We start from the raw sequence: 25,474 nt of genomic DNA, 5'->3' as shown, positions 1-25,474 counted from the left end.
TTTATGCCCAAAAGGGAAGACATTAAAAAGATTTTGATAATCGGCTCAGGCCCGATAGTTATCGGTCAGGCCTGTGAGTTTGACTATTCCGGCACCCAGGCCTGTAAAGCCCTAAAAGAAGAGGGTTACGAGATAGTCCTCGTCAATTCAAACCCAGCCACTATTATGACTGATCCAGAAACCGCCCACCGCACTTATGTTGAACCCATTACCCCTGAAGTGGTGGCAGAAATCATAAAAGAAGAGCGGCCAGATGCCCTTCTCCCCACCCTTGGCGGGCAGACGGCCCTTAACACCGCCTTTGAAGTGGCTCGCCGCGGCGTGCTTGAAAAATACGGCGTAGAGATGATTGCCGCTTCGGCCGAAGTGATTCGCAAGGCCGAAGACCGGGAGGCCTTTCGCGAGGCCATGAAAAACATAGGCCTTAAAGTACCTCGCAGCGAAATTGTTACCACCGTAAAAGATGCTTTGCGCGCGGCCGAAAAAATAGGCTATCCCGTCATCGTTAGGCCGGCCTTTACTCTGGGAGGCACCGGTGGTGGCGTGGCCTATAACCGGGAAGAACTAGAAGAAATTGCCACCCGCGGCCTTGAGCTTTCGCTTATCCATCAAGTGATGATAGAAGAAAGCGTTCTTGGCTGGAAAGAATACGAACTTGAGGTGATGCGCGATAAAAATGACAACGTGGTTATCATCTGCACCATCGAAAACTTTGACCCCATGGGCGTGCACACCGGCGATTCTATCACCGTGGCTCCTTCACAAACCCTTACCGACCGCGAATACCAACGGATGCGAAACGCCGCCATCGCTATAATGCGAGAGATAGGCGTTGAGACTGGAGGTTCAAACGTCCAGTTCGCCATTAACCCTGAAAACGGAGATATGGTCGTCATTGAAATGAACCCCAGGGTTTCTCGCTCCTCAGCGCTGGCCAGTAAAGCCACGGGCTTTCCTATAGCCAAGATAGCGGCCAAACTGGCCATTGGTTACACCCTTGATGAGATCCCTAATGACATAACCCGGGAGACCATGGCCTCTTTTGAGCCCACCATTGACTACGTGGTGGTTAAGTTCCCGCGGTTTACCTTTGAAAAATTTCCCGAGACCCCTGACGAACTTACTACTTCCATGAAGTCCGTTGGTGAGACCATGGCCATTGGCCGCACTTTCAAAGAGGCCTTGCAAAAGGCCATTCGCGGCCTGGAAATAGGCCGGGCTGGCCTTGGGGCTGATGGTAAATCCCCTTCGGACCGCGGCGAAACTGTCCCTCATAAACTTATCGTTGAAAAACTTAGAATTCCTAACAGTGAGCGTATTTTCTACATAAGAGAAGCTTATAAGGCCGGTTTTTCCACTCAGGAAATTTACGAACTCACCCACATCGACCCCTGGTTTCTTGAGCAGATGCGGGCCATAATCGAAAAAGAAGACGAAGTCAAAGAAGCGGGCGACAGTCTTTTTGAGCCGGAAAAAATATTTGAAGTAAAGCGTTTTGGCTTTTCCGATAAACAGATTGCCTTTCTCACCGGAAAAACCGAAGAAGAAGTGGCTAAACGCCGTAAAGAGGTCGGTATCAGGCCGGTTTACAAGCTGGTTGATACTTGTGCTGCTGAGTTTGAGGCCTATACCCCTTATTATTACTCAAGTTACGAAGTGGAGAACGAAGCCCGTACCTCTAAAAAGCAAAAAGTTATGATCCTTGGCGGTGGGCCTAACCGTATCGGCCAGGGCATTGAGTTTGATTACTGCTGCGTGCACGCCTCTTTTGGCTTGCGCGAACTCGGAATTGAATCCATCATGGTTAACTCAAACCCTGAGACCGTCTCAACAGACTACGACACCTCTGACCGTCTTTACTTTGAACCCCTTACCCTTGAAGACGTGCTTCATATTTACGAGCAGGAGAATTCTGAGGGAGTGATAGTCCAGTTTGGCGGGCAAACCCCTCTTAATCTCGCGGTGCCGTTAGAGAAGGCCGGAGTAAAAATCCTTGGTACTTCACCTGATAGCATTGACCGGGCAGAAGATCGTGAGCGTTTTACAGAGTTGCTTGATAAGCTTGGTCTTAAAAAACCACCGGCCGGCACAGCGTTTACCATTGAAGAGGCCGTTGAGATTGCCAGAAAAATCGGCTATCCCGTGCTGGTTAGGCCCTCTTATGTGCTTGGTGGCCGCGCCATGCAAATCGTCTGGGACGAAGAAAGCCTCAAAAATTACATGGCCACCGCTGCTAAAGTAAATCCGGAACATCCGGTTTTGATAGACAAGTTTTTAGAGCACGCCATTGAGGTGGATGTTGACGCCATTTCTGATGGCGAAATTACAGTGGTAGGCGGTATCATGGAACACATTGAAGAAGCAGGTATTCATTCTGGAGACTCGGCCTGTGTACTTCCGCCTATTTCTATTCCGCGAAATATCCTTGAAGATATTAAGGCCGCCACTAAAGCCCTGGCCAGAGAGCTTAATGTCATCGGGCTTATGAATATTCAGTTCGCCATAAAAGATAACGAGCTTTTTGTGTTAGAGGTAAATCCACGGGCCTCGCGGACCATTCCTTTTGTTTCCAAGGCCATCGGGGTGCCGCTGGCGCGTCTGGCCACCTGGGTGATGATGGGTAAAAGCCTAAAAGAAATCGGTTTTACTAAAGAGATTGAACCCAAACACATTTCGGTTAAAGAAGCGGTGTTTCCTTTCAGGCGTTTCCCCGGGGTTGACGTAATGCTTGGCCCGGAGATGAAGTCAACCGGTGAGGTTATGGGTATAGACTTTGATTTTGGTATGGCTTATGCCAAGGCTCAACTGGCGGCCGGTATGAACCTTCCCCTTGAAGGAACGGTTTTTATTTCCGTAAAAGACCCTGATCAGCCGCTGGTAGTGCCTATTGCCAAGGCTCTCGCGGAACTCGGTTTTAAAATCGTGGCTACACGGGGTACGGCGGCGGTATTAAGGGAAGCCGGCCTTGAGGTAGAGGTAATTCCTAAGATTTCTGAAAAAGTCCGCCCCAATGCCCTTGATAAGTTAAAAAATGGCGAATTTGCCCTGGTGATTAACACGGCTTACGGCAAAGAAAGCCGGGAGGATGCCTACCTTATCAGGCGTTACGCCATGGAACTAGATGTACCTTACGCTACCACGCTTTCCTGTGCCAAGGCCATGGTTGAGGCCATAAGGCGCTTAAAAGAGTCGCGCCTTGAGGTAAGGGCGCTCCAGGATTACTACCGCCACCTGCCCGAGTGCTTTTACGCTAGGAAGTAGGTATAATTTAATTTATGAAGAAACTTCCGGTAGGGATTCAAAGTTTTGTCGAGATACGCACGGAAAATTATTACTACGTAGATAAAACATCTTTTGTAAAGAAGCTCGTTGACGAAGGAAAATATTTTTTTCTTTCTCGTCCGCGGCGTTTTGGAAAATCTCTTTTCCTGGACACCTTGCGCCAGGCCTTTCTCGGTAGAAGAGAACTTTTCCACTCCCTTTATTTAGAGAATAACTGGGACTGGTCGGTAAAATACCCGGTTATTTACATTTCATTCGGAAGCGGTGTAATCAGAGAAAAAGAGATTCTTCTTAAAACTTTTGAATCAATATTGCGGGAACATTACGAAGAAGAACAAATTACTTTAACGGAAGAGATACCAAACAGGCGTTTTTTTGAACTAATAAAAAAACTTTATAAAAAATACGGCCAGAAGGTAGTAGTTCTAATTGACGAATACGACAAACCCATTCTTGACAACATAGACAAAATAGAAATAGCCATTGAAATACGTGAGGAACTTAAAAATTTTTACTCAGTCTTAAAAGACGCTGACCCGTATCTTAAATTCGTCTTCATCACCGGTGTTACCAAATTTAGCAAGGTCTCTCTTTTCTCTGGTCTTAACAACCTTGAAGACATAACCATCTCGCCGGCATTTGCCACCATTTGCGGCTATACACAAAAGGAATTTGAAACTGTTTTTGCCGACCGCCTTGAAGGCGTTGACCTGGACGAAGTCCGCCGCTGGTATAACGGCTACTCCTGGCTTGGCGAGCCTGTTTACAACCCGTTTGACATTTTGCTTTTCCTGCGGGAAAAGATCTTTCGGCCTTACTGGTTTGAGACCGGCACGCCGAGTTTTCTCATAAAACTCATTCTTGAAAAGCGTCTTTGTGTGCCAACTTTTGAAAACTTTGAGCTCGGTGATGAAATTATTGAAAGCTTTGATGTGGATAGAATTTATCCCGAGAGCCTTCTTTTTCAGACAGGCTATCTCACCATAAAAGAAGTAAAAAAGCGGAGGGTAATGCTTAAATACTGTCTAGGCTGGCCTAATCTTGAAGTCAAAGTAAGCTTTAATAATTATCTTTTGAATACCTTCATTGACCTCATTGAAAAGGAGAAAAACCTAGACCGTGTTTATGAGGCGCTTGAGAAAAACGACCTTGAAGGCCTCAGGGAGGCCTTTCAGGCCTTTTTTGCCTCCATACCGCACGACTGGTACCGTAAAACGGAGCTTCACCGTTATGAGGGTTTTTACGCCAGTATTTTTTACGCTTACTTTGCCGCCTTAGGGCTGGAGGTAAAGGTAGAGGACGCTACCAGCCACGGCCGTCTTGACATGGCCGTCAAGTTTAACGGCCGCTGCTATTTATTTGAATTCAAAGTGGTGGAGTTTGAAGGAAAGGGCAGGGCGTTAGAGCAACTTAAAACCCGGCACTACCACGAAAAATATGCCGCCCGGTGTGAAGAGATTTACCTCATAGGTGTTGAATTTAGCTATAGGGAACGTAACATCGTTGGCTTTGAGTGGGAGAAAGTATAAAAATTTTCCTCACACCTTCTTCAAAACTTTGTCTATTTCGTCGTGGAGGGCGCGGCGTTGAGGGAAAAGCTTTTTAAGCTTGAGAATAAAATTCTTTACCTGCTCTTTGTATTCAGTTTTTAGATAGGGCTTTAAGGCTTTTAAGTAAGCCCGGTATTTGTCGCGGGAGGAGGCCTCTTTTATAACGGACAAAGATGAAGAAAGTACCGTTAAAAAGGCCTCTTTTCGCAAGTTTTCGGGAAATTCCTGGCTAAGTTCAAATAAGTCTTTAAGAGAATAAGCATCAGAGGGCGTAACCTTTCCACTTTTTAAAAGCTCAAGTGCCGCTTCAAAATCTTTTTCTTCCAAGAGAAACTCTAAAAATTCTAGGCCTTTTAATTTTTCTCTGGCAAGCTGGCTAACTTCGGCCCATTCTTCATCCGAGGCAAACTCTTTTATTTTCGGGAGAAAACGGCTTTCCAGGGTGTTATCAAAAAGCTTGCGGTAAAGGACAAGCGCTTCTTTTAACCGACCAAGGGCTTCAAGAATCTCGGCTTTAATCTCAAGCACATCTAGCTTGCGGTAAGTAGAAAGCTCATGGTGTGAAAGCACATGGTCTAAGTAGCGCAAAGCTTCATCCAGTCTGTTTTCTTCTTGTAATTTTTCGAGGTGTAGCTCCCAGACTTTTAAAATGTTTTTTTCGTCCCAAACGAACTTTTCGTATTCTTCAGGGAAGAATTTCGCCAGCAGTGTGGCTTTAAGTTCGTGTCCGTATTTAAGCTTTTCAATAAGTTTTAGAATTTTTTTCGCCTTTTTAGGAGAGTCTGCCATTTCAACCAGGGCCTCGGCGATGTCATAGTGAAGGTCAAAATCCCGATAGGCCTTCTTTTTGATTTCTCCTAAAAGGAAGTCAAAGACATCTTCCTTCCCTGCCCGGTAAATATTAACCAGCAGTCCAAATGCTTCAGCTAAAACCACGCCGGTTGAGCCGTATGAGTCATCCATGCTGTTCATGGCTCTCGTCAAGCCCTGTAAAACCGCCTTAGCGATGCTAAAAGCTGGCTCAAGCTTTCCTTGCTGAACGAAGTTTTCACCGGTGCGTAACAAGTCGGATAGATTTCTCGCCAGGTCCATACATTCGTAGTAGCCGATAAAGCCCTGTTTTTTGTAGCCCTGGATAAGTTTGTTTACGATGTCACGATAGATTGACTCAAGGCTAAATGGCCCTGAGGAGACATAGTGCGGAAAGCGAGCCAGAAGCATATTCCTTACCGCCATATCCTCATAGGCTAGCTCTTTCAGTAAAGATCTGAGTTCGTCTTCGGAGAGCTTTTCAACTATCTCAAGGGCGCTTTCTATTTTGCCCTTCCTTTTTGTGCCCTTTTTAGACTCAGGTTCAAAGGCTTTAAGAACTGCCGCCACCACGTGCTTACAGACCTCGCCGTCATAGGGGCAATCACACTCCCAGCTCTCTATCTCTTCTTCTTTAAACTTGACTTCCACCCGGTAATAAGGCTGATAATTTCCTTTGACCTGCGCCAGTATTTTGTCTTCTTTTAGAATAAGGTCTGTGATGTGATCTTTTAACTTTTCGCCGCGTTTTACTATCTGCTCAGGAATTAAATCAAGCCATTCTTTATAATTCATTTAGCTCACTTTAGTCATTTAATTTGTCTTTTTTCAGGTAATCCTTAAAAACTACTTCCGCCTGCTCCAAGGCGCAAAGGTCACCACACATAGAGCAGCGCCTGGTTTGCACTGACTTTCTTTCTTCTACAAGGCGCTTGGCGTCTTCTGGAAAAAGCAAGCTTTCAAAAACCTTATTCCATTTAAGGTCACGGCGGTCTTTACTTGCTTGTTTATCTTTAAGATCAGCAATTCCTCTCCTTTTGACGACATCTCCAACATGAACCGCAAGTCTTGCCGCTTTAACCCCGATAACTACATCTTCTTCATTGGGAAGAGATAAGTGTTCCGCTGGCGTAACATAACAAATAAGGTCTGCTCCGGCTTTGGCGGAAATAGCCGCCCCAATGGCCGCAGTTATGTGATCAAAAGGAGCGCCCACGTCTGAAGGAAGCGGCCCAAGCATATAATAAGGGGCGCCGCCAGACATCTTTTTGGCAAGTAGCACCGAAGTCTCAATTTCATCTAGAGGCACGTGTCCAGGGCCTTCTACCATTACCTGGCAACCGGCATCGCGGGCTAGCTCTGCAAGTTCGCAATTTATTAGGAGCTCGGCTATCTGTGCCCGGTCAAGAGAATCATGAATGGCACCGGCTCTCAGACCATTTCCCAAAGAAAGTACCGTGTCGTACTTTTTTAAAATGCTAATAAGACGGTCAAACTGTTCGTAAAGGGGGTTTTCGCGCTTATTTTTGACCATCCACTGGGCCATAAGACTTCCGCCTTTTGAGACCAGGCCACCGTAGCGATAGCCCTGTTTTTCCAGGCGCTCCATGGTGAAAAGGTTTATACCACAGTGAATGGCCATAAAGGCAATGCCGTCGGCGCATTGTTTTTCAATTAAGTCAAACAGGTATTCCGGGTCTAATTTGGCCGGGTCTTGATAATGGCGAATGGTTTCGCAAAAGGCCTGATAAAGAGGAACATTTCCTACTGGCAGTGATACAGTGTTTATGATTTCGCGGCGGATTTTATCCATATCGCCAGCGGCAGAAAGCTCCATCAGGGTGTCAGCGCCGGCTTTTTCAGCCAGAAGGGCCTTTCTTTTTTCAAATTCAAGGTCACATACAAGACTTGAAGTGCCTATGGAGGCGTTAACTTTAGTTCTTAAAATGCTTCCCACGCCAACGGCTTTACCGCTCTGGCGGGCCTTGATGATGATCACTTCACCGGTGGCCACTTTTTGGCGTAAAAGTTCAGGGTCAATACCTTCGGCTGAAGCTATATCTTTTACGGCCGGGCTTATTTGCCCGGCTCTGGCCAATTCTAGCTCGGTCATTAAAGCTCTACTCCTTCTTTAGTATAATTGGCGACCAGATCGCCTACTTCAGTGGTAGAGTATCCCATTTTGCCAGCGGAAAGGCTCTTTAAGTGGTCACGGCAGACTTTGATAACAGCGTTTTCTATAGCGCGGGCAGCTTCTTCTTCGCCAAGGTGTTCAAGCATCATCATACCGGCGCAAATGGCGGCTAAAGGATTAATTACATTCTTACCAGTGTATTTTGGAGCTGAACCGCCAATGGGTTCAAACATGGAAACACCTTCAGGGTTAATATTACCACCGGCGGCAATGCCCATTCCACCCTGGATCATGGCGCCAAGGTCGGTGATGATGTCACCAAACATGTTGTCAGTGACAATGACATCAAACCACTCGGGGTTTTTAACAAACCACATGCAGGTGGCATCCACGTGGGCGTAGTCAGTTTTTATGTCTGGGTAATCTTTGGCTACTTCGTGAAACGTTCTTTCCCATAAATTCCAGGCGTAAGTAAGAACGTTGGTTTTTCCTACCATGGTCAAAGTTTTCTTTTTGTTGCGTTTGCGGCAATACTCAAAGGCATAGCGAATACAGCGCTCTATGCCGTAACGGGTATTGATGGATTCTTGAACAGCTATTTCGTGGGGGGTACCTTTACGCAAAAAACCTCCACCTCCAGCATAAAATCCTTCGGTGTTTTCACGCACTACTACGAAATCTATATCTTCAGGGCCTTTATCTTTTATCGGAGTCCACACTCCAGGATATAATTTTACTGGACGAAGGTTGATATACTGGTCAAGCTCAAAGCGGATACGCAGAAGTATTTCCTTTTCAAGGATACCTGGGGTAACATCAGGATGGCCGATGGCGCCTAAATAAATGGCGTTGTGCTTGCGAAGCTCGTCAATTCCCCCTTCAGGAATGGTTTCACCGGTTTTGAGGTAGCGTTCACCACCCCAGTCAAAATAATTGTAGGAAAGTTTGAAGCCAAATCTTTCAGCGGCGGCATCAAGGACTTTAACTCCCTCGCGAATAACCTCTGGGCCGGTTCCGTCACCAGGGATTACCGCAATTTTATAAACTTTTTCTTCAGCCATAACACTCCTCCTCCTTTTATCTTGAATAGTCTTTTTTAGTAACATTAGAAAAATTCTTCAAGGTTTTAAATGGAAGATATTATTGGCGTTAATTTTGTATTTTCGCTCAAGTTTTCGCCCTTACGGGCTCGCAGTGACGGGATGGGAACGGCTCCTAGCAGAGACAATTGTGGCTATGGCGCGCAGTGACAGGGAAGGGCTGGCCGTGACTGAAAATAAAAGACCGATAGGTGTTTTTATAAAAGCTCCTGTGGTTTTACAATAGCCTATGTGGCCACGCCAAAATAAAGTTTTTTGAGGCTCTCAAAGAGCTTTTCTTTGACCAGCAAATTTGGGCTGGTTTGACGGGAGGAAACCATTTGAAAAGGTTTGCCTAGTTTTTGAAGAAAGAGGCCGAACCCTTCGGCCATACCAGCTGAACGGCTAACCCCGGCGTCGCATGAAAAAATAAACTTTTGGCAGCCAGCCCTTAAAGCTTCTAACAAGGTTTCAGCAGCAAGCTCGGCCATAAGTTCGTCAAAAGGCGTGAGGCCAAAATTAATAGCCTCTTGTTCGCTTCTTACGTCATCAAAATTTAGAAATAAATAAAACTTGGGTTTAATAATCTCGCTAGCGCTCGGAAGTTTGTCCTTATAAGCTGCTAGCCAGCAGATAAGTTCTTCCTTAGTCCTGAAATGGCCAAGCTCGCCAATAGCTATTCTATGAGGATGAACAAAAATTTTAATCATCGCTGTTTCTTTTTGAAAAAATAAAAAATTTTGGCTATTATGTCCAAAATTTAATCCACAAAATTGAGGGAGGAGCGTATGAAAAAGTTTATGGTAGCAGTGGTTTTAGCTTTTTTCTTGATGGCTAGCACCAGCGTTTGGGCAGCAAAGCCCTACAAAATAGGAGCCCTCTTTTCTATTACAGGGCCTACTTCTTTTATTGGAGAACCTGAACGTAATACCCTGGTTATGCTTGTAGATGAAATAAACAAAGCCGGTGGAATTAATGGCCATCCTGTAAAATTAGTGGTTTATGATACCGAAGGCGAAGAGACCAACACGGTTAAAAAAGTTACCAAGCTCATAGTTCAGGATAAAGTTCTCGCCATAATTGGTCCCAGCCGGACAGGTACCACCCTGGCTGTAATTCCTTTTGTTGAGCGCTATAAAGTTCCGCTTATTTCCTGTGCGGCAGGTATAAAAATAGTAGAACCGGTAAAGCCCTGGGTTTTTAAGACGGCCCAAAGTGATCGTCTGGCCGTTAAAAAAATTTATGAATATTGCCAGGCAAATGGCCTTAAAAAAGTGGCTATTATTACGGTTTCAAATGGTTTCGGACAAAGTGGAAGGGAAGAGCTCAAGTCCCTTGCCAAAAATTACGGGATTGAAATCGTAGCTGATGAGCTTTACGGTCCTAAAGATTCAGACATGACTCCACAACTTACCCGTATAAGGGCTAAAAACCCCGATGCTGTTATCTGCTGGGGAACCAACCCCGGGCCTGCTATTGTAGCCAAAAACATGAAGCAGCTCGGTATGAAACAGCAGCTTTTTATGAGCCATGGGGTGGCCTCTAAAAAATTTATAGAGCTAGCCGGTGATGCCGCTGAAGGGATCATTCTTCCGGCCGGAAAGATTCTCGTGGCTGATCAGCTTCCCGATGATGACCCGCAGAAAAAGCTTCTTTTGGACTACATTGCCAAGTACAAGGCCCGTTTCGGCAAAGAGCCTTCGGCTTTTGGTGGGCACGCCTATGACGCCTTCTTGCTTTTGAAAGCTGCCCTTGAAAAGGCCGGAGCTGATCGAGCAAAAATTCGTGAGGCCCTCGAAAATACCAGAGGTATTGTAGGGATCCATGGAGTTTTCAATATGTCTCTCACCGACCATAATGGCCTTGATGAAAAAACCGCTTTTGTTCTCATTCGTATTCAAAACGGCGACTGGCAGCTCATGAAATAGATTGTAAAAAAGGGGGACAAGCTCCCCCTTTTTCTTTTATGACTTCTGCCACGAAGGGTTGCTAATTTTAGATCCTCGTAATAAAGTCACTTCCGTTTTTAGCGGAAGATCCAGATGAGTGAATTAATACAATTTATCCTTTCTGGCCTAACTAACGGGGCAATTTATGCCTTAATTGCCCTTGGTTTTACCATTATTTATAACGCCACCGAAGTGATAAACTTTGCTCAGGGCGAGTTTGTAATGCTTGGGGCCATGTTTATGGCTACCTTTTGTTCTTTAAGGCTACCTATTCCTCTTGCTTTTTTACTTTCTGTTGGGCTTACTTCTCTTGTGGGTATAATCATTGAAAGATTAGCTATTTATCCTGCCCGCCAGGCCAGCCATATAACTCTAATTATCATTACTATTGGACTTTCTATTTTGATAAAAGGCGTTGCCATGTTTGTTTGGGGTAAGGATCCTTTATCCGTCCCCAGTTTCTTAGGTGATAAACCAATTAAATTGTTAGGCGCAACTATTATTCCCCAAAAGATTTTAATTGTTTGTGCTACCTTGATTTGTGTACTTTTAATTGAAATTTTCTTTAGAAAAACTTTGGTGGGAAAGGCCATGAGGGCCGCTGCGGCTAACCGTTTGGCGGCAAGGCTTATCGGAGTTAAAGTAGAACCTCTGGTTTTGCTGGCCTTTGCTTTAAGTGCTGCTACCTCGGCGGTGGCCGGAGTAGTTATTTCTCCTATAACTTTTGCCACCTATGACATGGGAACCCTTTTGGGCTTGAAAGGCTTTAGTGCGGCTGTTTTAGGGGGGCTTACTTCAGGGCTTGGCGCAGTAATAGGAGGTTTTGTTCTTGGCCTTTTAGAATCTTTTGCCGCAGGTTTTATTTCTTCAGCCTATAAAGACGCCGCGGCCTTTGTGATTCTTATTCTGGTGTTGTTACTAAAACCTGAAGGCCTTTTTGGTAAAGGGGCGGTCAAAAAACTATGAGAAAGCAATACCTGGCCCTGATTATTTTTGCCCTGACTATTCTCGTGGTGGGTTTTTTAAACCAGAATGATTATTACTTCAATGTGTTGAACATTCTTTTCTTAAAAGGCCTCATTGTTATCGGCCTTTCTTTGTTAATGGGATACGCCGGCCAGGTTTCTTTAGGGCACGCAGCCTTTTACGGCTTGGGAGCTTATACTTCAGGAATTTTGACCACCAAATTTGGTTGGAGCTGCTTGCCAGCTTTAGGAATGGCTCAGCTAGTAACATTGGTAGCCGCCTTAATTATTGGGCTTCCTGCTCTAAGGCTTAAAGGCCATTACTTGGCTATGGCTACGCTCGGTTTTGGCGTGATTGTTTACATAATTTTTAAGGAACTTATCTCTCTAACTGGCGGTCCATCTGGGCTAGTGGGAATTCCTCCTTTAGAAATTTTTGGCAAGACCTTTATGGAAAGCCGTGAATATTATTTTATTTTTGGTGGGGTTTTATGGCTGGCCTTGCTTGGAGCCTTGCATTTGGCTCATTCTCCTTTTGGTAGGAGCCTTCTTGCTATTCACGACAGCGAAGCCGCCACGGTCTCTTTAGGTTACGATACCAACCGGCTAAAGTTAGTGGTTTTTCTTCTTTCGGCAGCGCTAGCGGGGCTGGCTGGAAGTCTTTACGCTCACTTTGCCATGTTCATTGCTCCCACAAGCTTTACTTTTCTTCACTCGGTAAAGTTTGTCACTATGGTGGTTATCGGTGGGGTGGCTAGCCTTTGGGGAGCTCTTTTAGGAGCAGTAGTACTTACTATTCTTCCTGAAGTTCTTACTGTTTTTGAAGATTATGATGTCTTGGTTTTTGGTGCCATTTTGGTATTAATTATGATATTTTTGCCTGAAGGTTTGTTTAAAGGTTTAGGAAAATTGGTAAGTTCATTTAAAAAACAGCTAAATAGGGTTTAAAATTTCTATCTTTTTGGTAGAGTTTAGCTATGAGCAAAAGAAAAATAAGAATACTAGGTGATCCGGTTTTAAGGGAGACGGCGAAGCCTGTGTCTGAAATAGACGGTGAGCTCCAATCCCTGATAGATGATATGGCCGAAACCATGTATGAGGCCAAAGGCCTTGGTTTGGCAGCTAATCAGGTAGGGGAGCTTAAACGTCTTTTTGTGCTTGACCTAAAACAACGGGAAGGTTCTCCTGAACTTTTAGTTTTCATTAATCCAGAGATAGTTGAAGCTGAAGGTGAGATTGTAGAAGAAGAGGGCTGTTTAAGTATTCCCGGTTATAGTGCTAAGGTCAAGCGCAAAGCAAAAGTATTAGTAAAAGCCTTAGATAGAGAAGGCAATCCTTTTGAAATGGAACTTGAAGGCCTTGGAGCCAAGGCAATTCAACACGAATTGGACCACTTAAACGGAAGGCTTTATATAGATTATCTTTCACCACTTAAAAAGAATCTCTTCAAGCGCTGGTGGAAAAAACACCGTCCTAAATAAAAAAAACCAGCGGGCCGCCTAAATCTCTGCGGGAGGGGCGGGCGAGATTTTTTGAAAGGCCGGCCCGCTGGACTAACAAAAACCAGACACCATCCCCCATCATTTTCTTTTGTCAAAAAATAAAAAAGCCCTTGGGACGAATCCCAAGGGCTTCCATGGCCCAAGAGCCATTTATAAAGATAGCGGATGTCTTTTAAGTGTCAAGAATTTTTCTTGAAAAATTTTTAAAGAAAAAATTTTCTTACTGAAAGACTTAAAACTACAAAAGATGACTTTAAAATTCTAATCTCTGGTTAAGAATTAGGACTCTGCCTCTGAGCTCCTGTTTAAAAACATATGATTTAAATTGCTTTTTGAGCGGAAATAGGGTTAGAAGCCAAATCATTTGGTAATTCCAAAATGGAAAAGTAAAGTAATAACAATTATTGCCGCAAAATTTAGGCGCAAACCAACACGTATCATTTCCCGTTGAGTTACTACCCCACTGGAATGCACTAAAGCATTAGGAGGAGTGGCAACAGGTAACATAAATGCCATGGAAGTTGATATAGCTACAGGCACAACCAGACTATCTGGTGATACTCCAAGCTGCAACGCAACCCCCATAAGAATAGGGGCAAGCTTGGCCGTTACCGCCGTATTTGAAATAAGCTCTGTAGTAAAGACACCAATACTAACAAGTACTAACATTATGACAAACATGGGCAAGTCACTTACGCTTGCACTTAACATTTTAGCAAGCCAATCTGCGGCCCCAGACTCTGTAAGCCCACGACTTAGGCTTAACCCTCCTCCTAAAAGTATTAATACACCCCAATGAACTCCTTTTTCTAGGGTTTTCCAGTTCGCACTACAGGTCAATATTAACAATACTATGGCATAGATGGCTACTGAAGCAGAGCTAAACAAAAATGCTGGCAACTGTAACATTTTTCCTATAATAGGGCCAAATAACCACCAACAACACCGAGGGTGTGCTTTCCTTTCTTATTCACTAAGACTTTTTCGCCTAATTGAATGTTGATTGTTTTTTTGTTTAGGACGATATGTCCACCAGAGTATGGGAATGGCCAAAATCAACATACTTATACTTACAGGTAAACCGTAACTTAACCACTCCAAAAAGTTTATATTTAGTAGCTCTGCAGCAATGGCATTAGGGGCAGTACCTGTTAAAGTCGCTACTCCTCCGATATTTGCACCATAGGCAACTGCAAGCATTAATAATGGGGGTAATTTTTCATCGTAGTTTTTTTGACGGCTGAGAATCCCGAGCACCACCGGCAACAACAAAGCCGTGGTTGCAGTGTTAGAAATAAGCGTTGAAAGCAAGGCCGAAGATACCATTAAAGCGACCAACAAGCCAATTACCTTACTTCCTGCCAAACCTAGTATTTTTTGTGCTAACCAGCGATCTACTCCATTTGCTTCAACCGCTACTGCCAGCGCATAGCCACCCAAGACCAAGAACAAAACCGGGCTACCAAATGATTGGAAAGCCTCTTTGGTTTTAAATACACCGAGTGTGGCCAACCCTACAGGAATCAATAACGCTGTGACAGGTAAAGGTATTGCCTCTGTAAACCATAGTACGGCCGCGAAAACAGTGACTGCCAGGGCTCCTGCAATAAGATGGCCTTGAGGTATGGTCAACCAATAAATCAGTACGGCCAAAATCGGAGCAGTAATCAGCGAGATAATACATTTAGGCGTTAAATTTGTATTTATCTTTTTTCTAAGCTTAGTATTTTGTTTAAATTGTTGTTCATTATTATTTCCAGGCTAGCTATATTGTAAGCTACTTGCCTATTTTATATAAGCCAGTTTTTGGATAACTGTCTTACCAGAAGACGAATTTCTCGAAATTTGCTTCGACAGAGATTGCTACGGCGCCATTGGCGCCTCGCGAGAGAGTTGCTTCGGCTGCTGGCGGCAGGGATCCCTTCGCTAGCGCTCGGGACAGGGAAGGCTTCGCCAATTCGTAGTTCGCAATAACCACAACTGTCGCTTATTTCCTATTGCTATCGGGCGAAAAATTTGCCAAAGAGTTATCTCTTAAAAAACTTTAATCGCGGATAACTTCTCTGAAAAGGGAAATTACTTGTATTTCATCAGTCTAACTCTTATCATCTAATTTGAGGACAGAATTACAAGGGAGGCCGCTATGGAACTCAAATCTTTAGTCAAGATTAGCGAATATGAGTGGGAAATTCCCCAAAAAGGTTCTATGAGGGTACCAGGCCGTATTTTTGCCAGCAAAAAGCTGATAGAAGAGATGGATGAAAAAGTCCGCGAACAGGTAACCAATGTAGCTTGCCTTCCTGGAATAGTGAGGGCCTCTATTGCCATGCCAGATGCCCATTGGGGCTACGGTTTTCCCATTGGCGGAGTGGCCGCTTTTGATCCTGACGATGAAGGCATTATTTCCGTAGGCGGAGTAGGGTATGACATATCCTGCGGAGTGCGCTCTTTACGCACTGGCCTTAAACGCGAAGAGGTAGAACCTGTCCTTGAAGAGTTAATTGACGAGCTTTTTCATACTATCCCGGCTGGCGTAGGTTCCGAGGGCAAAATCAAACTCTCGGTAAGCCAGCTTGACGAAGTTCTAGTAGGCGGGGCCCGTTGGGCCGTGGCTAAAGGTTATGGCTTTCCTGAAGACCTTGAATACATTGAAGAAAAGGGTTGTCTCCCAGGGGCAGACCCCAAGTGTGTTTCTATTGAAGCCAAAAAAAGGCAGCACCGCCAGGTGGGAACTTTGGGCTCTGGCAATCACTATCTTGAAATACAATACGTAGCGGAAATATATCACCCAGAAGCTGCCGAGGCCTTTGGCCTTGAATTAGGAGATGTAGTGGTTTCTATTCATTGTGGTTCTCGCGCCCTTGGCCATCAAATTGCTACTGATTATCTAAAAGTGTTGGCCAAGGCCTCTAAAAAATACGGGATTCCCATAAAAGAAAGGGAGCTTGTGTGCGCGCCTATAAGGTCTCCTGAAGGTGAGCAATATTACCGGGCCATGGCCTGTGGAGTGAATTGTGCCCTGGCTAACCGCCAAGTTATTACCCATCTAGTGCGTGAAGTTTTTGCGGAGGTCTTGCCTCAAGCAAGAATTAGTCTTATCTACGATGTAAGCCACAACACCTGCAAGATAGAAGAGCACGAAGTGAACGGCAAAATGAAAAAGCTTTACGTGCACCGTAAAGGAGCAACGCGCGCCTGGGGGCCGGGCAGGCGCGAGCTTCCAGAAAGATATCGCCACGTAGGCCAGCCGGTAATAATTGGTGGAAGTATGGGGACGGCTTCTTACATATTGGTTGGTACGAAAGAAGGTGAGGAAAAGGCCTTTGGTTCGGCCTGTCACGGAGCAGGGCGCACCATGAGCCGGCATCAAGCGTTAAAGCGCTGGCGGGCAGACAAGATTATTGCTGAGCTCCGCAAGAGAGGCATAATTGTGCGTGCAAAATCAAAAAGAGGGCTTGTGGAAGAGGCCCCAGAGGCGTATAAAGACGTGATAGAAGTGGTGGAGGCAGCTCACCGGGCTGGCCTTGCCCGCAAGGTAGTTAAACTTTTGCCCATGGGTTGTATTAAGGGATAAAAGTCTAAAATAGGAGGTGGCTTATGGCTGAAGAGTGCATCTTTTGTAAGATTATCAATAACGAAATACCGGCAGATTTTGTTTATAAGGGCGAACGTATAGTGGCGTTTAAAGACATAAATCCCCAGGCTCCTATTCACATTCTCATTGTCCCCAAAAAGCACATACGAAGCATCAATGACCTTACCGAAGAAGACGCCCCTTTGGTAGCCGAGATGATAATGGTGGCCAAAAACCTAGCTAAAGAGCTCGGTACAGCAGAAAGTGGGTATAAGCTCTTTTTTAATGTAGAAAAAGGCGGTGGCCAAATAATATTTCATCTGCATCTACACTTGGTTGGTGGTTGGAAGTAGGGGAGACCAAATGCGCTTACTTTTATTTTTATTTTTTTTGTTTTGGGCTAGTGTTGCGCAGGCGATAGTTATTTCTCAACAAGAGAAAGAACTATACGCGGCTTACTTCTTTGCCCCTGAAAGGCCGCCTACTACCCTTGGCTATATTTTCACCAATTTTGGCCCAGGAAGCATTAATTACCTTGAAAGAGTGGACATTGTGCTTGACCGAGACGGAAAAGTGGCAGGAGTTTTCCTTGTTTATACGCCTACAGATGGTTTCAGACGTCATGTGTTTTTAAAAGATATAACAGGCTGGATGTTTCAAGAGGTGCGTCCCAACGCCAAGGGTAAAAGAGTAATTATAAGGGTAATAACTTCAGATGAACTTAACAGGTTAAATTAATGGCTAAAAAGAAGAAAAAATCTCCCCGTCAAGGGCTTCCGACGGAAAAAGAAATAGTGGCGGCCATGAAAAAAGCTGGACGCCCGGTTCTTTTGCGCGAACTTTATCACATCTTGAATATTCCCACCTCTGACCGCAAAGCATTTCGCACTCTGGTAAAGAGGCTTACCAAAGAAGGCAAGCTCGTTCACATAAAAGGCAAGCGTTACGGGCTCCCAGAGCAGATGCAACTTGTACCTGGCAAAATCAAGATTCACCCTGACGGCTACGGCCTGGTTGAGCCAGAAGACCCTAAAAAACCTATGGTTTATGTGCCGCCAAGCCGCCTTAAAGGGGCTATAAACGGCGATAAGGTTGTAGTGCGGGTGGAAGTTTCCCAGCGCAAGCGTCCCGAAGGCACGGTTATAAGAATTCTTGAGCGGGCTAAAAAATATATCGTTGGCTTTTTCTACCGCGGGAAGCGGGTCTCTACGGTAATTCCCGAGGATGACCGCTTTCCTTTTGAAATCCTTATCCCGCCAGACGCTACCAAAGGAGCTGAAGATGGCGATATGGTGGTGGCGGAAATTATTGATTTTAGCCCCGGGCGCAAGATTCCCGAAGGCCGCATAATCGCGGTTCTTGGAGACCCAGAAGACCTCTCTACCCAAATTAAAGCCGTTATTTATAAATATGAACTTCCTTTTCGTTTCAGCCGAGCGGTAAAGAAAGAATTAAAAGAAATTCCCGATGAAGTGCGCGAGGAAGATAAAGCCGGCCGCAAAGATTTTCGTAAACTTCTTTTTGTTACCATTGACGGGGAGACGGCTAAAGACTTTGACGACGCCGTTTATGTCCGCAAGTTGCCCAAGGGCTGGCGTCTTTACGTAGCCATTGCTGATGTGGCCCATTACGTAAGGCCAAACACTGCCCTTGATAAAGAGGCTTACGAGCGGGGCACAAGTGTTTATTTCCCGGGCACAGTGGTCCCCATGTTTCCTGAAAAACTTTCCAACAACCTTTGTAGTTTGAACCCCGAGGTGGACCGCCTGGCCATGGTGGCGGTGATAGATTTTGATAAAGAGGGCAATCGCCGCCAGATGAAGTTTTACGAAGCAGTCATAAAAAGCCACCAGCGTTTTACCTATAACATTGTGCGAGACATTGTTGAAAAGAAAGATCCTAAAGTCAGGCGTAAGTACAAGCGTTTTTTGGGAATGCTTGAGAATGCCGCTGAGCTTTGCCGTCTTTTAAGGCGAAAACGCCTGGCCCGCGGAAGCATTGACTTTGACCTGCCAGAGCCGGAAGTAATCCTTGATGCTCAGGGCCAGCCTGAAGACATAGTCCGTCGTGAAAGGCATTTCGCCCACTTTATCATTGAAGAATTTATGATTGCGGCCAATGAGGCTGTAGCTGAATATTTGACTGAAAAAGGGTATCCGATATTATATCGGGTTCACGAGCCACCAGATCTTGAGAAACTTAAAGAGTTCGTAGATTTTGCCGCAACTTTAGGCCTTGAACTTAAACTTCCCCGCGAGCCTGAGCCTTCCTGGCTCCAGATGGTCATAGAAATGGCTGAAGGAAAACCTTATGCTTATCTGGTAAGTACCCTTCTTTTACGCTCTCTCAAACAAGCCAAGTATTCACCTGAAAACATTGGCCATTTCGGTTTGGCTTCTGAGTGTTACTGCCATTTCACCTCGCCTATCAGGCGTTACCCTGATTTGGTTGTTCACCGGGCCTTAAAGGCGGCACTTAAAAAGAAAAAGCCACCTTATAAGCTTCAGAAGCTTGAAGAAATGGGCAAACACCTTTCTGATAGAGAACGCACGGCCATGGAGGCTGAGCGCGAGGCCCTTGACCGGGTGAAAGTAATGCTTATGAAGCACCGCATTGGTGAAGTTTTTGACGGGGTGATCTCAAGTGTTACGGCCTTTGGCTTTTTTGTAGATCTTTTTGAGATTTATGTCTCAGGAGTGGTGCGCTTGGTGGACCTTGCTGACGATTACTACGTGCTTGACGAAAAAAATCATCGTTTAGTGGGCCGACGCACCGGAAAAGTCTTTCAACTGGGAGACCTGGTGCGCGTAAAAGTAAAAGAAGTAAATGTTTCCCGCCGTCACATCACTTTTGAATTAGTAGAAAAACTAAAGTCTCCAAATTAAACCTTTCCCCTTTTTTAGCCGAAAAATTAGTAAAAGAGACTTTTCAGGAGGTCCTTATGGGCCAACCGCAACGCAAAAAAGAAAAGGTCGTAGAGTTAAGCGGCCCTCCTATAATGCAAGGGCAGTTAAAAACCATTTCTCTTGGAGATGTCTTACAGCTCTTAGCGGGTCGTGGGGAACGTTTATTAGTGTTGATACATCTTCCAGATGGGGTGGGGCGGGTTTTTCTTGAAGGAGAAAATCTCTTTCATGTAGAAATAGCCGGGAGCCAATATGAAGAAGGGCTTTCGGCCTTGCGCAAGCTCATCTCTCTCAAAGACGGCCGTTTTGAAGTGAGGCTGCCTATTAGGTGGCCTGAGGAGGGAAACTTAATTGGCCCGGTTCAGGCCCTTTTGCTTGAAGCCCTTCGCCAGGAAGATGAAGCCTCTTTTAAAGAAACTTTCTTTAACGAGGATCTGTTTGAAAAAGCCTTAGAGTTTGACCCTCCTGAAGTTACCGAAAGAGAAGAATTAAAACCATCTTTGCTTGAGCGAGTAAGTAAAAAGTTTTCCGAAGCAGATAATCTTATTTTGCTTGATAAACAAGGTGAAGTAATAGAAGAGCGAGGTGAAAGCAAAAGTGAAGAACTCGCTGGAATTGTTTCTTATGCTGTTTTCCATCTTCAGGAAATAGGAAACCTTCTAAGCTTAGGAGAACTGTCTGGATTTGCTCTAGCCAAAAAAAACAAGCTTATTGGCGCTGTCTCTCTCGATGAAAACATTATCGCTTTGAAGGTTCCGTTTAAAAAAGGTCTCCTGTGGTGGAGCAAAAAACTTATTGAGTTGCGTAAGGAGTTAGTCCAGTGAAGAACTTGCTAACCAGCCTGGTCAAATTAGACGAAGTTAATGCCATACTGGTAAGTCGTGAAGGCCAGCCTGTATTTAGTTATTTGCCAGAATTTTTTTCCTCAGAGATTCAAGACGTACTATTCCAATCTTTTGAGGAAATTTTTGCTGCTTTGGACCAAAAAAAGGATTCTTCATCTCAGGAACTAGTGGCCCTTTTTGAAGCCGGTTCAGTAGTGGTCAAGAATGTGAAAGATTATCAGGTTCTTTTAGTGCTTAAAACGCCAACTCCTGGGCCCCTGGTCAGTGTAGCATTAAACGCCTTAAGTCTTAAGCTTGAAAAGCTTGCTAACAAGCAGCAGACGCCCAAAGTTCAGGAGCTTGTTCCTCTTGTTCTTTTCAACGAAATAGTCAAACTCCTTGCCAAGCATTACGGGCCAGCCGCCAAATTAATCGTAAAGAAATCTCTCCAAAAAGCCGAAGCTACAGACAAAGGGTTGCCCCTAGCTAATGTTTCTTTGTTTTTGAAAGCGCTTCAAGAACAAATAGATGAAAGTCACTTGGCCCAGCAGGCCATTAATAAAACCAAAGATCTTGTTCGCAACTGGAGGTTGCAATGATAATGCGCAAAGATAGGCGTTTTAGCTTGGCTGATAAAGTAGCGCTCTTTTTTATAATGGTTTTTGTCTTCGGAGCAGCTGGCCTTTATTACAACTTAACCCGTTTACAAAAGACAGAACTTCTCATGAGTTCGCGAGTGATGGCTAATATGATCAATTCACTTATTTCTGCTTCGTCTGAGCTAAAAGGTCTTTGGGTTGCTGATAAAAAAGATTTAAAGGCTGTAGCTACGGTTTATGGTATTACTCCTAATGGTTCCCAAGTAGATCTTTATCGAATACACGATCCGGAATTTATGTATTTTGTGTCCAAACTAATTAATGATCCTAAAGCTAAAATCAACTTAGACTTTAAATCTGTTCCCCCTTCCAGTGAAACCTGGTCTTTAAAAGATGGTGTGTTTGTTTATAAAAAACCTGTTCTTGTTTCTAAAGCCTGTGTTTCCTGTCACCAAGCGAATAAAGGAGCCCCTTCTCTTCGTTTAGGTGAGGCTGCGGGGGCTATATCTATCAAGTTTTATGATCAAAATCTCTGGACTTTGCTGGGACAATCTATGTCCTTATACGCACCAGCAGTCTTTCTGTTAGTCACTCTTATTCTTTATGTTTTAGTTCGTTTTGAGTTGATTAAACCCCTTTCTGAATTGACCCAAAAAGTACATGAGATGAGCCTTGGCAACCTTGATGTTGATCTCGGAGTAAAAGGCCTGGCTGAAGAAAATTCCCGAGACGAGATTGTCAAATTGGCTATTTCTATTGAACGTCTTAGAAGAAGTCAAAAAACAATGGAAAAAATGCTGGATGACGATTCTCTGATGCTATAAAAGCCGATAAAAACTTCTAAATGGGTAAATTCCTATTTTTCTGACTCTTGCTCCCCTTTTTTTCTTTATGCTAGTTTCGGTGAATGAAATGATTAATTAAATTGAAGGGGGCTTATGCAAATTGTTAGATTAATCACTTTATTTTTTCATTTTCACCTTTTTAGGCTGTTTTAGCAGTGGCCAGGTTTTAGCGGCCCAAAAGAAGAAAGCTAAAACCATGGCTGAACTAGCAGCCAGATACGACTCATCATCATGTCAGGAATGTCATGAAGAAATTTACGAGCAATGGGAAAATTCGCTTCACGCTCGTCCTCTTTACGGCACCGGACGCACCGCACCTACTATCATTACCGCTATTGAAAAGGGGCTAAAACGTTTCCCCTACTCTGGTGTAAAAGACATCAAGGACATTAAAGTTAAGCATTTGATGATTTGTGCCAAATGTCACTTGCCCCAGCTTGACGAAGCCACCGATGATGTTGCTCGAGAAATAGTAGAAACCCTTTATACCTGGAAAAAGGCTTTGCAAGAGGGGGACGACGACCTGGCTGACGAAATGGAAGAAAAGCTAAACTCGTTGAACATAGGTTGTCTCGTTTGTCATCAGAAAAAGGCCATTATTCATCCTTGGGTTGATGGTCCGGTAGATCCCAAGGCTGTTTATGGTAAAGATGAATATGAACACGAATTTGAAGAATATCCTATGGTAAAAAAGGCTCCGGCTCTTGGTGAGTCTATTTTCTGCGGCCAATGTCACGGTTTAGGACCAAATTTTGAGCTAGAGCATCCGTCTCAGTGTGCCACGCTTTACGGTAGTTATCTTTACGCCTACATCCCTGAAGGGGGGCATGAAAGCTGCCAGGATTGTCACATGAAAAAAAGTGGCCTGGGTCATGATATGCAGGCCTATCGTGATGAAACGATGATTAAAATGGCCCTGGATGTAGATGTGGATGCCATGTCTTATTTCTGGCGTAAAAATAAAAAAGAGGGAGTTATTCCCTTGGCGGTAGTAAACGTGGAAATATTTAATAAAGCGGGCCACGTAATCCCTGATGGCTGACCTACTCCTAACAGAGTGGTCCTGGAAGTGACCGCTAAAACTGTGGGCAAAGATGCTAAAGAAATCTATAAAAAACAAGTAATTTATATGCCTCACCCTGGACGTTTGGGTAGAGGTAAAGAAATGGGCCGAGGTCCTTACGAGAAGAGCGGCTTGTTAAGAGATACAAGCCTTCCACCTTTGAGAAAAGTAAAAGAGACCTTCGAAATTCCCTTCCCGTATAAAGATGTAGTTAAAAACGGCAAGAAGACACGTGAACTATTGGCAGACGAATTAGAAATAGACGTAAAGGTTTGGTATCTGCCTTACGGTGAATTTGATGGTTATGAAGTCCTCTTTTACAAAGAGACAAAGAAAGTAGATTTGAAAACCGAGTGGGTCTGGCGTAATTGATTTTTGGCTTAAAGAAATGGGGGCTTATTGGCCCCCTTTCTTTTTATTACTCGCGGAAGTTTTGCAAAACATTTATATTACCCAAAATCGCCGTTTTGCTATTGGGTTACCTTCAAGTCCATGGTTACAAGAGTATTTAGCCCTCAATTTTTTCTTCTTTTTTAACTCAGTGAGTGAAGTTAATATTAATACGAGCGTGTTTTACACGACAAAGTATCGCCGCTGACATAATCGCTAAAGCAAAGTAACCTTCGCTGTCACTGCGAGGCCTCGTTAGAAGTCGAAGCAGTCTCAGGGATTGCTTCGCTTCGCTCGCAAAACGACTCAATTGTCGCCTATTTAGTGAACCCATTAATAATTTGGGCTTTAAGTTCATTAGCCTAATACGCGCCAGGCAAGCTTTATGGCCACGGCAATGAGTAGCACTCCAAAGAGGCGTTTGATCCATTTGGGTTTCATCTTGCCCCGCATGACCCGGGCCCCTAGTTGAGACCCTACAATCACCGCTAAAGTAGTGGCCACTAGGAGCTTGGGGTCAAAATGTCCTTCGGCTACGTGGGCCAAAAAACCGGAAAACGAAGAAAAGACCACAATAAAAGAACAGGTGGCTGCGGCCTTTTTGGTGGGATATCCCACGGCAATCATCAAGGGGACAAAGAGGAAACCACCTCCTATGCCCAAAAGGCCAGCGATAAACCCGATAAAAAAGCTTGCTACTCCGGTGATAAGGGCCCGTTTGGCAAAGGGCATTAATTCCGTGGGTTCGGCCTGGCCGCTGGCAAAGAGCATGCGTATGCCAGCCACTACCATAGCGAAAGAAAAGAGTAGAACTAATGTATCCGTAGGGACAAAACGGGTGAAATAGGCCCCCACCGGTGCCCCGAGAAACGAGGCCAACACCATGGGTAGGCTTCCACGTACATCAACCATACCCGCGCGGAGATAGTAAAGGGCCGCAGAAAGCGCCGTAACCCCGTTTAGAAAGAGTCCCGTGGGGATGGCCACGCTCTTAAAATCAAAGCCAAACCACTTGAAGATAGGGATGTAGAGTAAGGCCCCTCCAAGCCCCAACATGGAAAAGACAAAGGCTGCCAATAAAATGATGAGGGATACGACCAAGTAGATCATCTCTGCCTCATGTGTACAAAAATTTAGAGGGGACAAGCTCTAGCCCGTCCCCTTTGAATGCGCTTACCTCAAAGCCTCGTATATCAATCTTTGTAGCCACTACACGGTATACAGTAGATCTTCCCCTTTTTGACCCGGGCCTTGCTCCCAAAGACTACCTCACCACAGGAGGTACAAAATTCTGGAGGGCCCTCTTGGGCGTAAACATAGTGATAATCATAAACATCACTAATGTTAAAGAGTTCCTCTTCAGGCATGGTCAAGACCTTATTCACCGCGGCCTCGGCAATCTCTGGTTCGATCATCTCCGGAGGGATACCCTCTTGGCGTTTCTTCATAAAAGGCGAATGCTCTAAGGCATGTTTGATGAATTCTGCCCTCACCGCCACCCGCACGGCCTTCTCTTCTACTACATCAATCAGAACAAAGGCCATCTTGTTGTAATAGAGTTTTTGACAGTTCCCTTTGCCGTAGGTACACCCCGTGGCCATCATCACCCCGTCTAGGAAACACTGCATGAGATGGCCGGTGCCGGTCTCAGAAAGTAACATGAGCTCCTTACTCTTGGCCCTTTCTACTCCAAGGCGTTTGCGCGCAATAAGTCCGGCCCGAAGCCCCATAGGCATGGCCGGACAAAGGTGTCCGTGAAAATACACACCGTGGGCAAACATTTCGGCTAACTCTGGATCTTTGATCTCTAAGGCCATATAAACCTCCCCTCTATTCTATTAATAAAGATTCTCAATTGCGTGCAAATATATAGCTATTTAGCTATTTGTCAATAAGTTTTAATAAAAAACCTCTTAGACCAGAATTAGTCAGTTGGTGAATAGAGGTTCTAATAGATCTTCGAAGGGCGTTTCTTGTAGTTATTAATCCGAGCGTTTTTACA

General features: G+C 44.7%; 20 protein-coding genes and 1 pseudogene. 14 read left to right on the top strand and 7 right to left on the bottom strand.

Annotated features, from left to right (window positions below; genetic code table 11):
- Positions 1 to 3 precede the first annotated feature (3 nt).
- Positions 4 to 3,261: a carbamoyl-phosphate synthase large subunit gene (gene carB, locus THEIN_RS01300; protein ID WP_013906887.1), complete on the top strand. Its 3,258-nt coding sequence runs from the start codon at positions 4 to 6 to the stop codon at positions 3,259 to 3,261.
- A 14-nt stretch (positions 3,262 to 3,275) separates the two neighbouring features.
- On the top strand, positions 3,276 to 4,811 hold the full coding sequence (locus THEIN_RS01295; protein ID WP_013906886.1) for an ATP-binding protein: 1,536 nt from the start codon (positions 3,276 to 3,278) through the stop codon (positions 4,809 to 4,811).
- A gap of 9 nt (positions 4,812 to 4,820) precedes the next feature.
- Here THEIN_RS01295 and THEIN_RS01290 read toward each other — a convergent pair whose 3' ends face one another.
- The 4 genes from THEIN_RS01290 to THEIN_RS01275 form a co-directional block, all read right to left on the bottom strand.
- Positions 4,821 to 6,437, bottom strand: coding sequence for an SWIM zinc finger family protein (locus THEIN_RS01290; protein ID WP_013906885.1), 1,617 nt, complete (start codon positions 6,435 to 6,437; stop codon positions 4,821 to 4,823).
- A gap of 10 nt (positions 6,438 to 6,447) precedes the next feature.
- Complete coding sequence (thiC, locus tag THEIN_RS01285; RefSeq protein WP_013906884.1) at positions 6,448 to 7,755, bottom strand: phosphomethylpyrimidine synthase ThiC; 1,308 nt, start codon at positions 7,753 to 7,755, stop codon at positions 6,448 to 6,450.
- The gene (locus tag THEIN_RS01280; RefSeq protein WP_013906883.1) at positions 7,755 to 8,837 is read right to left on the bottom strand and encodes a 3-isopropylmalate dehydrogenase; all 1,083 of its coding nucleotides are present in this window, start codon (positions 8,835 to 8,837) and stop codon (positions 7,755 to 7,757) included. Before THEIN_RS01280 ends, thiC begins: the two co-directional genes overlap by 1 nt.
- A 266-nt stretch (positions 8,838 to 9,103) precedes the next feature.
- The gene (locus THEIN_RS01275) at positions 9,104 to 9,565 is read right to left on the bottom strand and encodes a hypothetical protein (protein WP_013906882.1); all 462 of its coding nucleotides are present in this window, start codon (positions 9,563 to 9,565) and stop codon (positions 9,104 to 9,106) included.
- 78 nt (positions 9,566 to 9,643) lie between these two features.
- Between THEIN_RS01275 and THEIN_RS01270 the strand changes: the two genes are divergently transcribed.
- The 4 genes from THEIN_RS01270 (at position 9,644) to def (ending at position 13,250) form a co-directional block, all read left to right on the top strand.
- The gene (locus THEIN_RS01270; protein ID WP_013906881.1) at positions 9,644 to 10,783 is read left to right on the top strand and encodes an ABC transporter substrate-binding protein; all 1,140 of its coding nucleotides are present in this window, start codon (positions 9,644 to 9,646) and stop codon (positions 10,781 to 10,783) included.
- Between the two features lie 114 nt (positions 10,784 to 10,897).
- Positions 10,898 to 11,770: a branched-chain amino acid ABC transporter permease gene (locus tag THEIN_RS01265; protein WP_013906880.1), complete on the top strand. Its 873-nt coding sequence runs from the start codon at positions 10,898 to 10,900 to the stop codon at positions 11,768 to 11,770.
- Positions 11,767 to 12,717 carry a branched-chain amino acid ABC transporter permease gene (locus THEIN_RS01260; RefSeq protein WP_013906879.1) on the top strand — a complete coding sequence of 317 codons (951 nt, stop codon included), beginning with the start codon at positions 11,767 to 11,769 and terminating at the stop codon, positions 12,715 to 12,717. The genes THEIN_RS01265 and THEIN_RS01260 overlap by 4 nt, the downstream gene beginning before the upstream one ends.
- Positions 12,718 to 12,746: 29 nt before the next feature.
- Entirely contained in the window at positions 12,747 to 13,250 is a 504-nt protein-coding gene (gene def, locus THEIN_RS01255; protein WP_013906878.1) for a peptide deformylase, read from the top strand.
- Positions 13,251 to 13,631: 381 nt separating this feature from the next.
- Here def and THEIN_RS12315 read toward each other — a convergent pair.
- A pseudogene (locus THEIN_RS12315) lies at positions 13,632 to 14,924 on the bottom strand (SLC13 family permease).
- Positions 14,925 to 15,414: 490 nt separating this feature from the next.
- Between THEIN_RS12315 and THEIN_RS01245 the strand changes: the two are divergent.
- The 8 genes from THEIN_RS01245 (at position 15,415) to extKL (ending at position 23,454) form a co-directional block, all read left to right on the top strand.
- On the top strand, positions 15,415 to 16,845 hold the full coding sequence (locus THEIN_RS01245) for an RtcB family protein (protein WP_013906877.1): 1,431 nt from the start codon (positions 15,415 to 15,417) through the stop codon (positions 16,843 to 16,845).
- 23 nt (positions 16,846 to 16,868) lie between these two features.
- Positions 16,869 to 17,198, top strand: coding sequence for a histidine triad nucleotide-binding protein (locus tag THEIN_RS01240; protein WP_013906876.1), 330 nt, complete (start codon positions 16,869 to 16,871; stop codon positions 17,196 to 17,198).
- Positions 17,199 to 17,208: 10 nt separating this feature from the next.
- A complete protein-coding gene (locus THEIN_RS01235; RefSeq protein WP_013906875.1) occupies positions 17,209 to 17,583 on the top strand; it encodes a hypothetical protein in 375 nt (124 codons plus the stop codon).
- Positions 17,583 to 19,730, top strand: coding sequence for a ribonuclease R (gene rnr / locus THEIN_RS01230; RefSeq protein WP_013906874.1), 2,148 nt, complete (start codon positions 17,583 to 17,585; stop codon positions 19,728 to 19,730). Before THEIN_RS01235 ends, rnr begins: the two co-directional genes overlap by 1 nt.
- Before the next feature lie 56 nt (positions 19,731 to 19,786).
- Positions 19,787 to 20,575, top strand: coding sequence for a DUF4388 domain-containing protein (locus tag THEIN_RS01225; protein WP_013906873.1), 789 nt, complete (start codon positions 19,787 to 19,789; stop codon positions 20,573 to 20,575).
- The gene (locus THEIN_RS01220) at positions 20,572 to 21,174 is read left to right on the top strand and encodes a DUF8082 domain-containing protein (protein WP_013906872.1); all 603 of its coding nucleotides are present in this window, start codon (positions 20,572 to 20,574) and stop codon (positions 21,172 to 21,174) included. The genes THEIN_RS01225 and THEIN_RS01220 overlap by 4 nt, the downstream gene beginning before the upstream one ends.
- A 2-nt stretch (positions 21,175 to 21,176) precedes the next feature.
- Positions 21,177 to 21,998: a hypothetical protein gene (locus tag THEIN_RS01215; protein ID WP_169311138.1), complete on the top strand. Its 822-nt coding sequence runs from the start codon at positions 21,177 to 21,179 to the stop codon at positions 21,996 to 21,998.
- A 148-nt stretch (positions 21,999 to 22,146) separates the two neighbouring features.
- Complete coding sequence (extKL, locus tag THEIN_RS12440) at positions 22,147 to 23,454, top strand: multiheme c-type cytochrome (seleno)protein ExtKL (protein ID WP_281054743.1); 1,308 nt, start codon at positions 22,147 to 22,149, stop codon at positions 23,452 to 23,454.
- A 375-nt stretch (positions 23,455 to 23,829) separates the two neighbouring features.
- On the opposite strand, the gene THEIN_RS01200 is transcribed toward extKL, so the two are convergent.
- A complete protein-coding gene (locus THEIN_RS01200) occupies positions 23,830 to 24,582 on the bottom strand; it encodes a sulfite exporter TauE/SafE family protein (RefSeq protein ID WP_013906867.1) in 753 nt (250 codons plus the stop codon).
- An 83-nt stretch (positions 24,583 to 24,665) separates the two neighbouring features.
- Positions 24,666 to 25,289, bottom strand: a complete 624-nt coding sequence (locus tag THEIN_RS01195; protein ID WP_013906866.1) for an FmdE family protein — start codon at positions 25,287 to 25,289, stop codon at positions 24,666 to 24,668.
- Between the last annotated feature and the right edge of the window lie 185 nt (positions 25,290 to 25,474).

Source organism: Thermodesulfatator indicus DSM 15286 (assembly GCF_000217795.1).
GTDB lineage: Bacteria > Desulfobacterota > Thermodesulfobacteria > Thermodesulfobacteriales > Thermodesulfatatoraceae > Thermodesulfatator > Thermodesulfatator indicus.
Note: the sequence above shows the minus strand (reverse complement) of the source record. Positions and strands in the feature narration are given on the sequence as shown.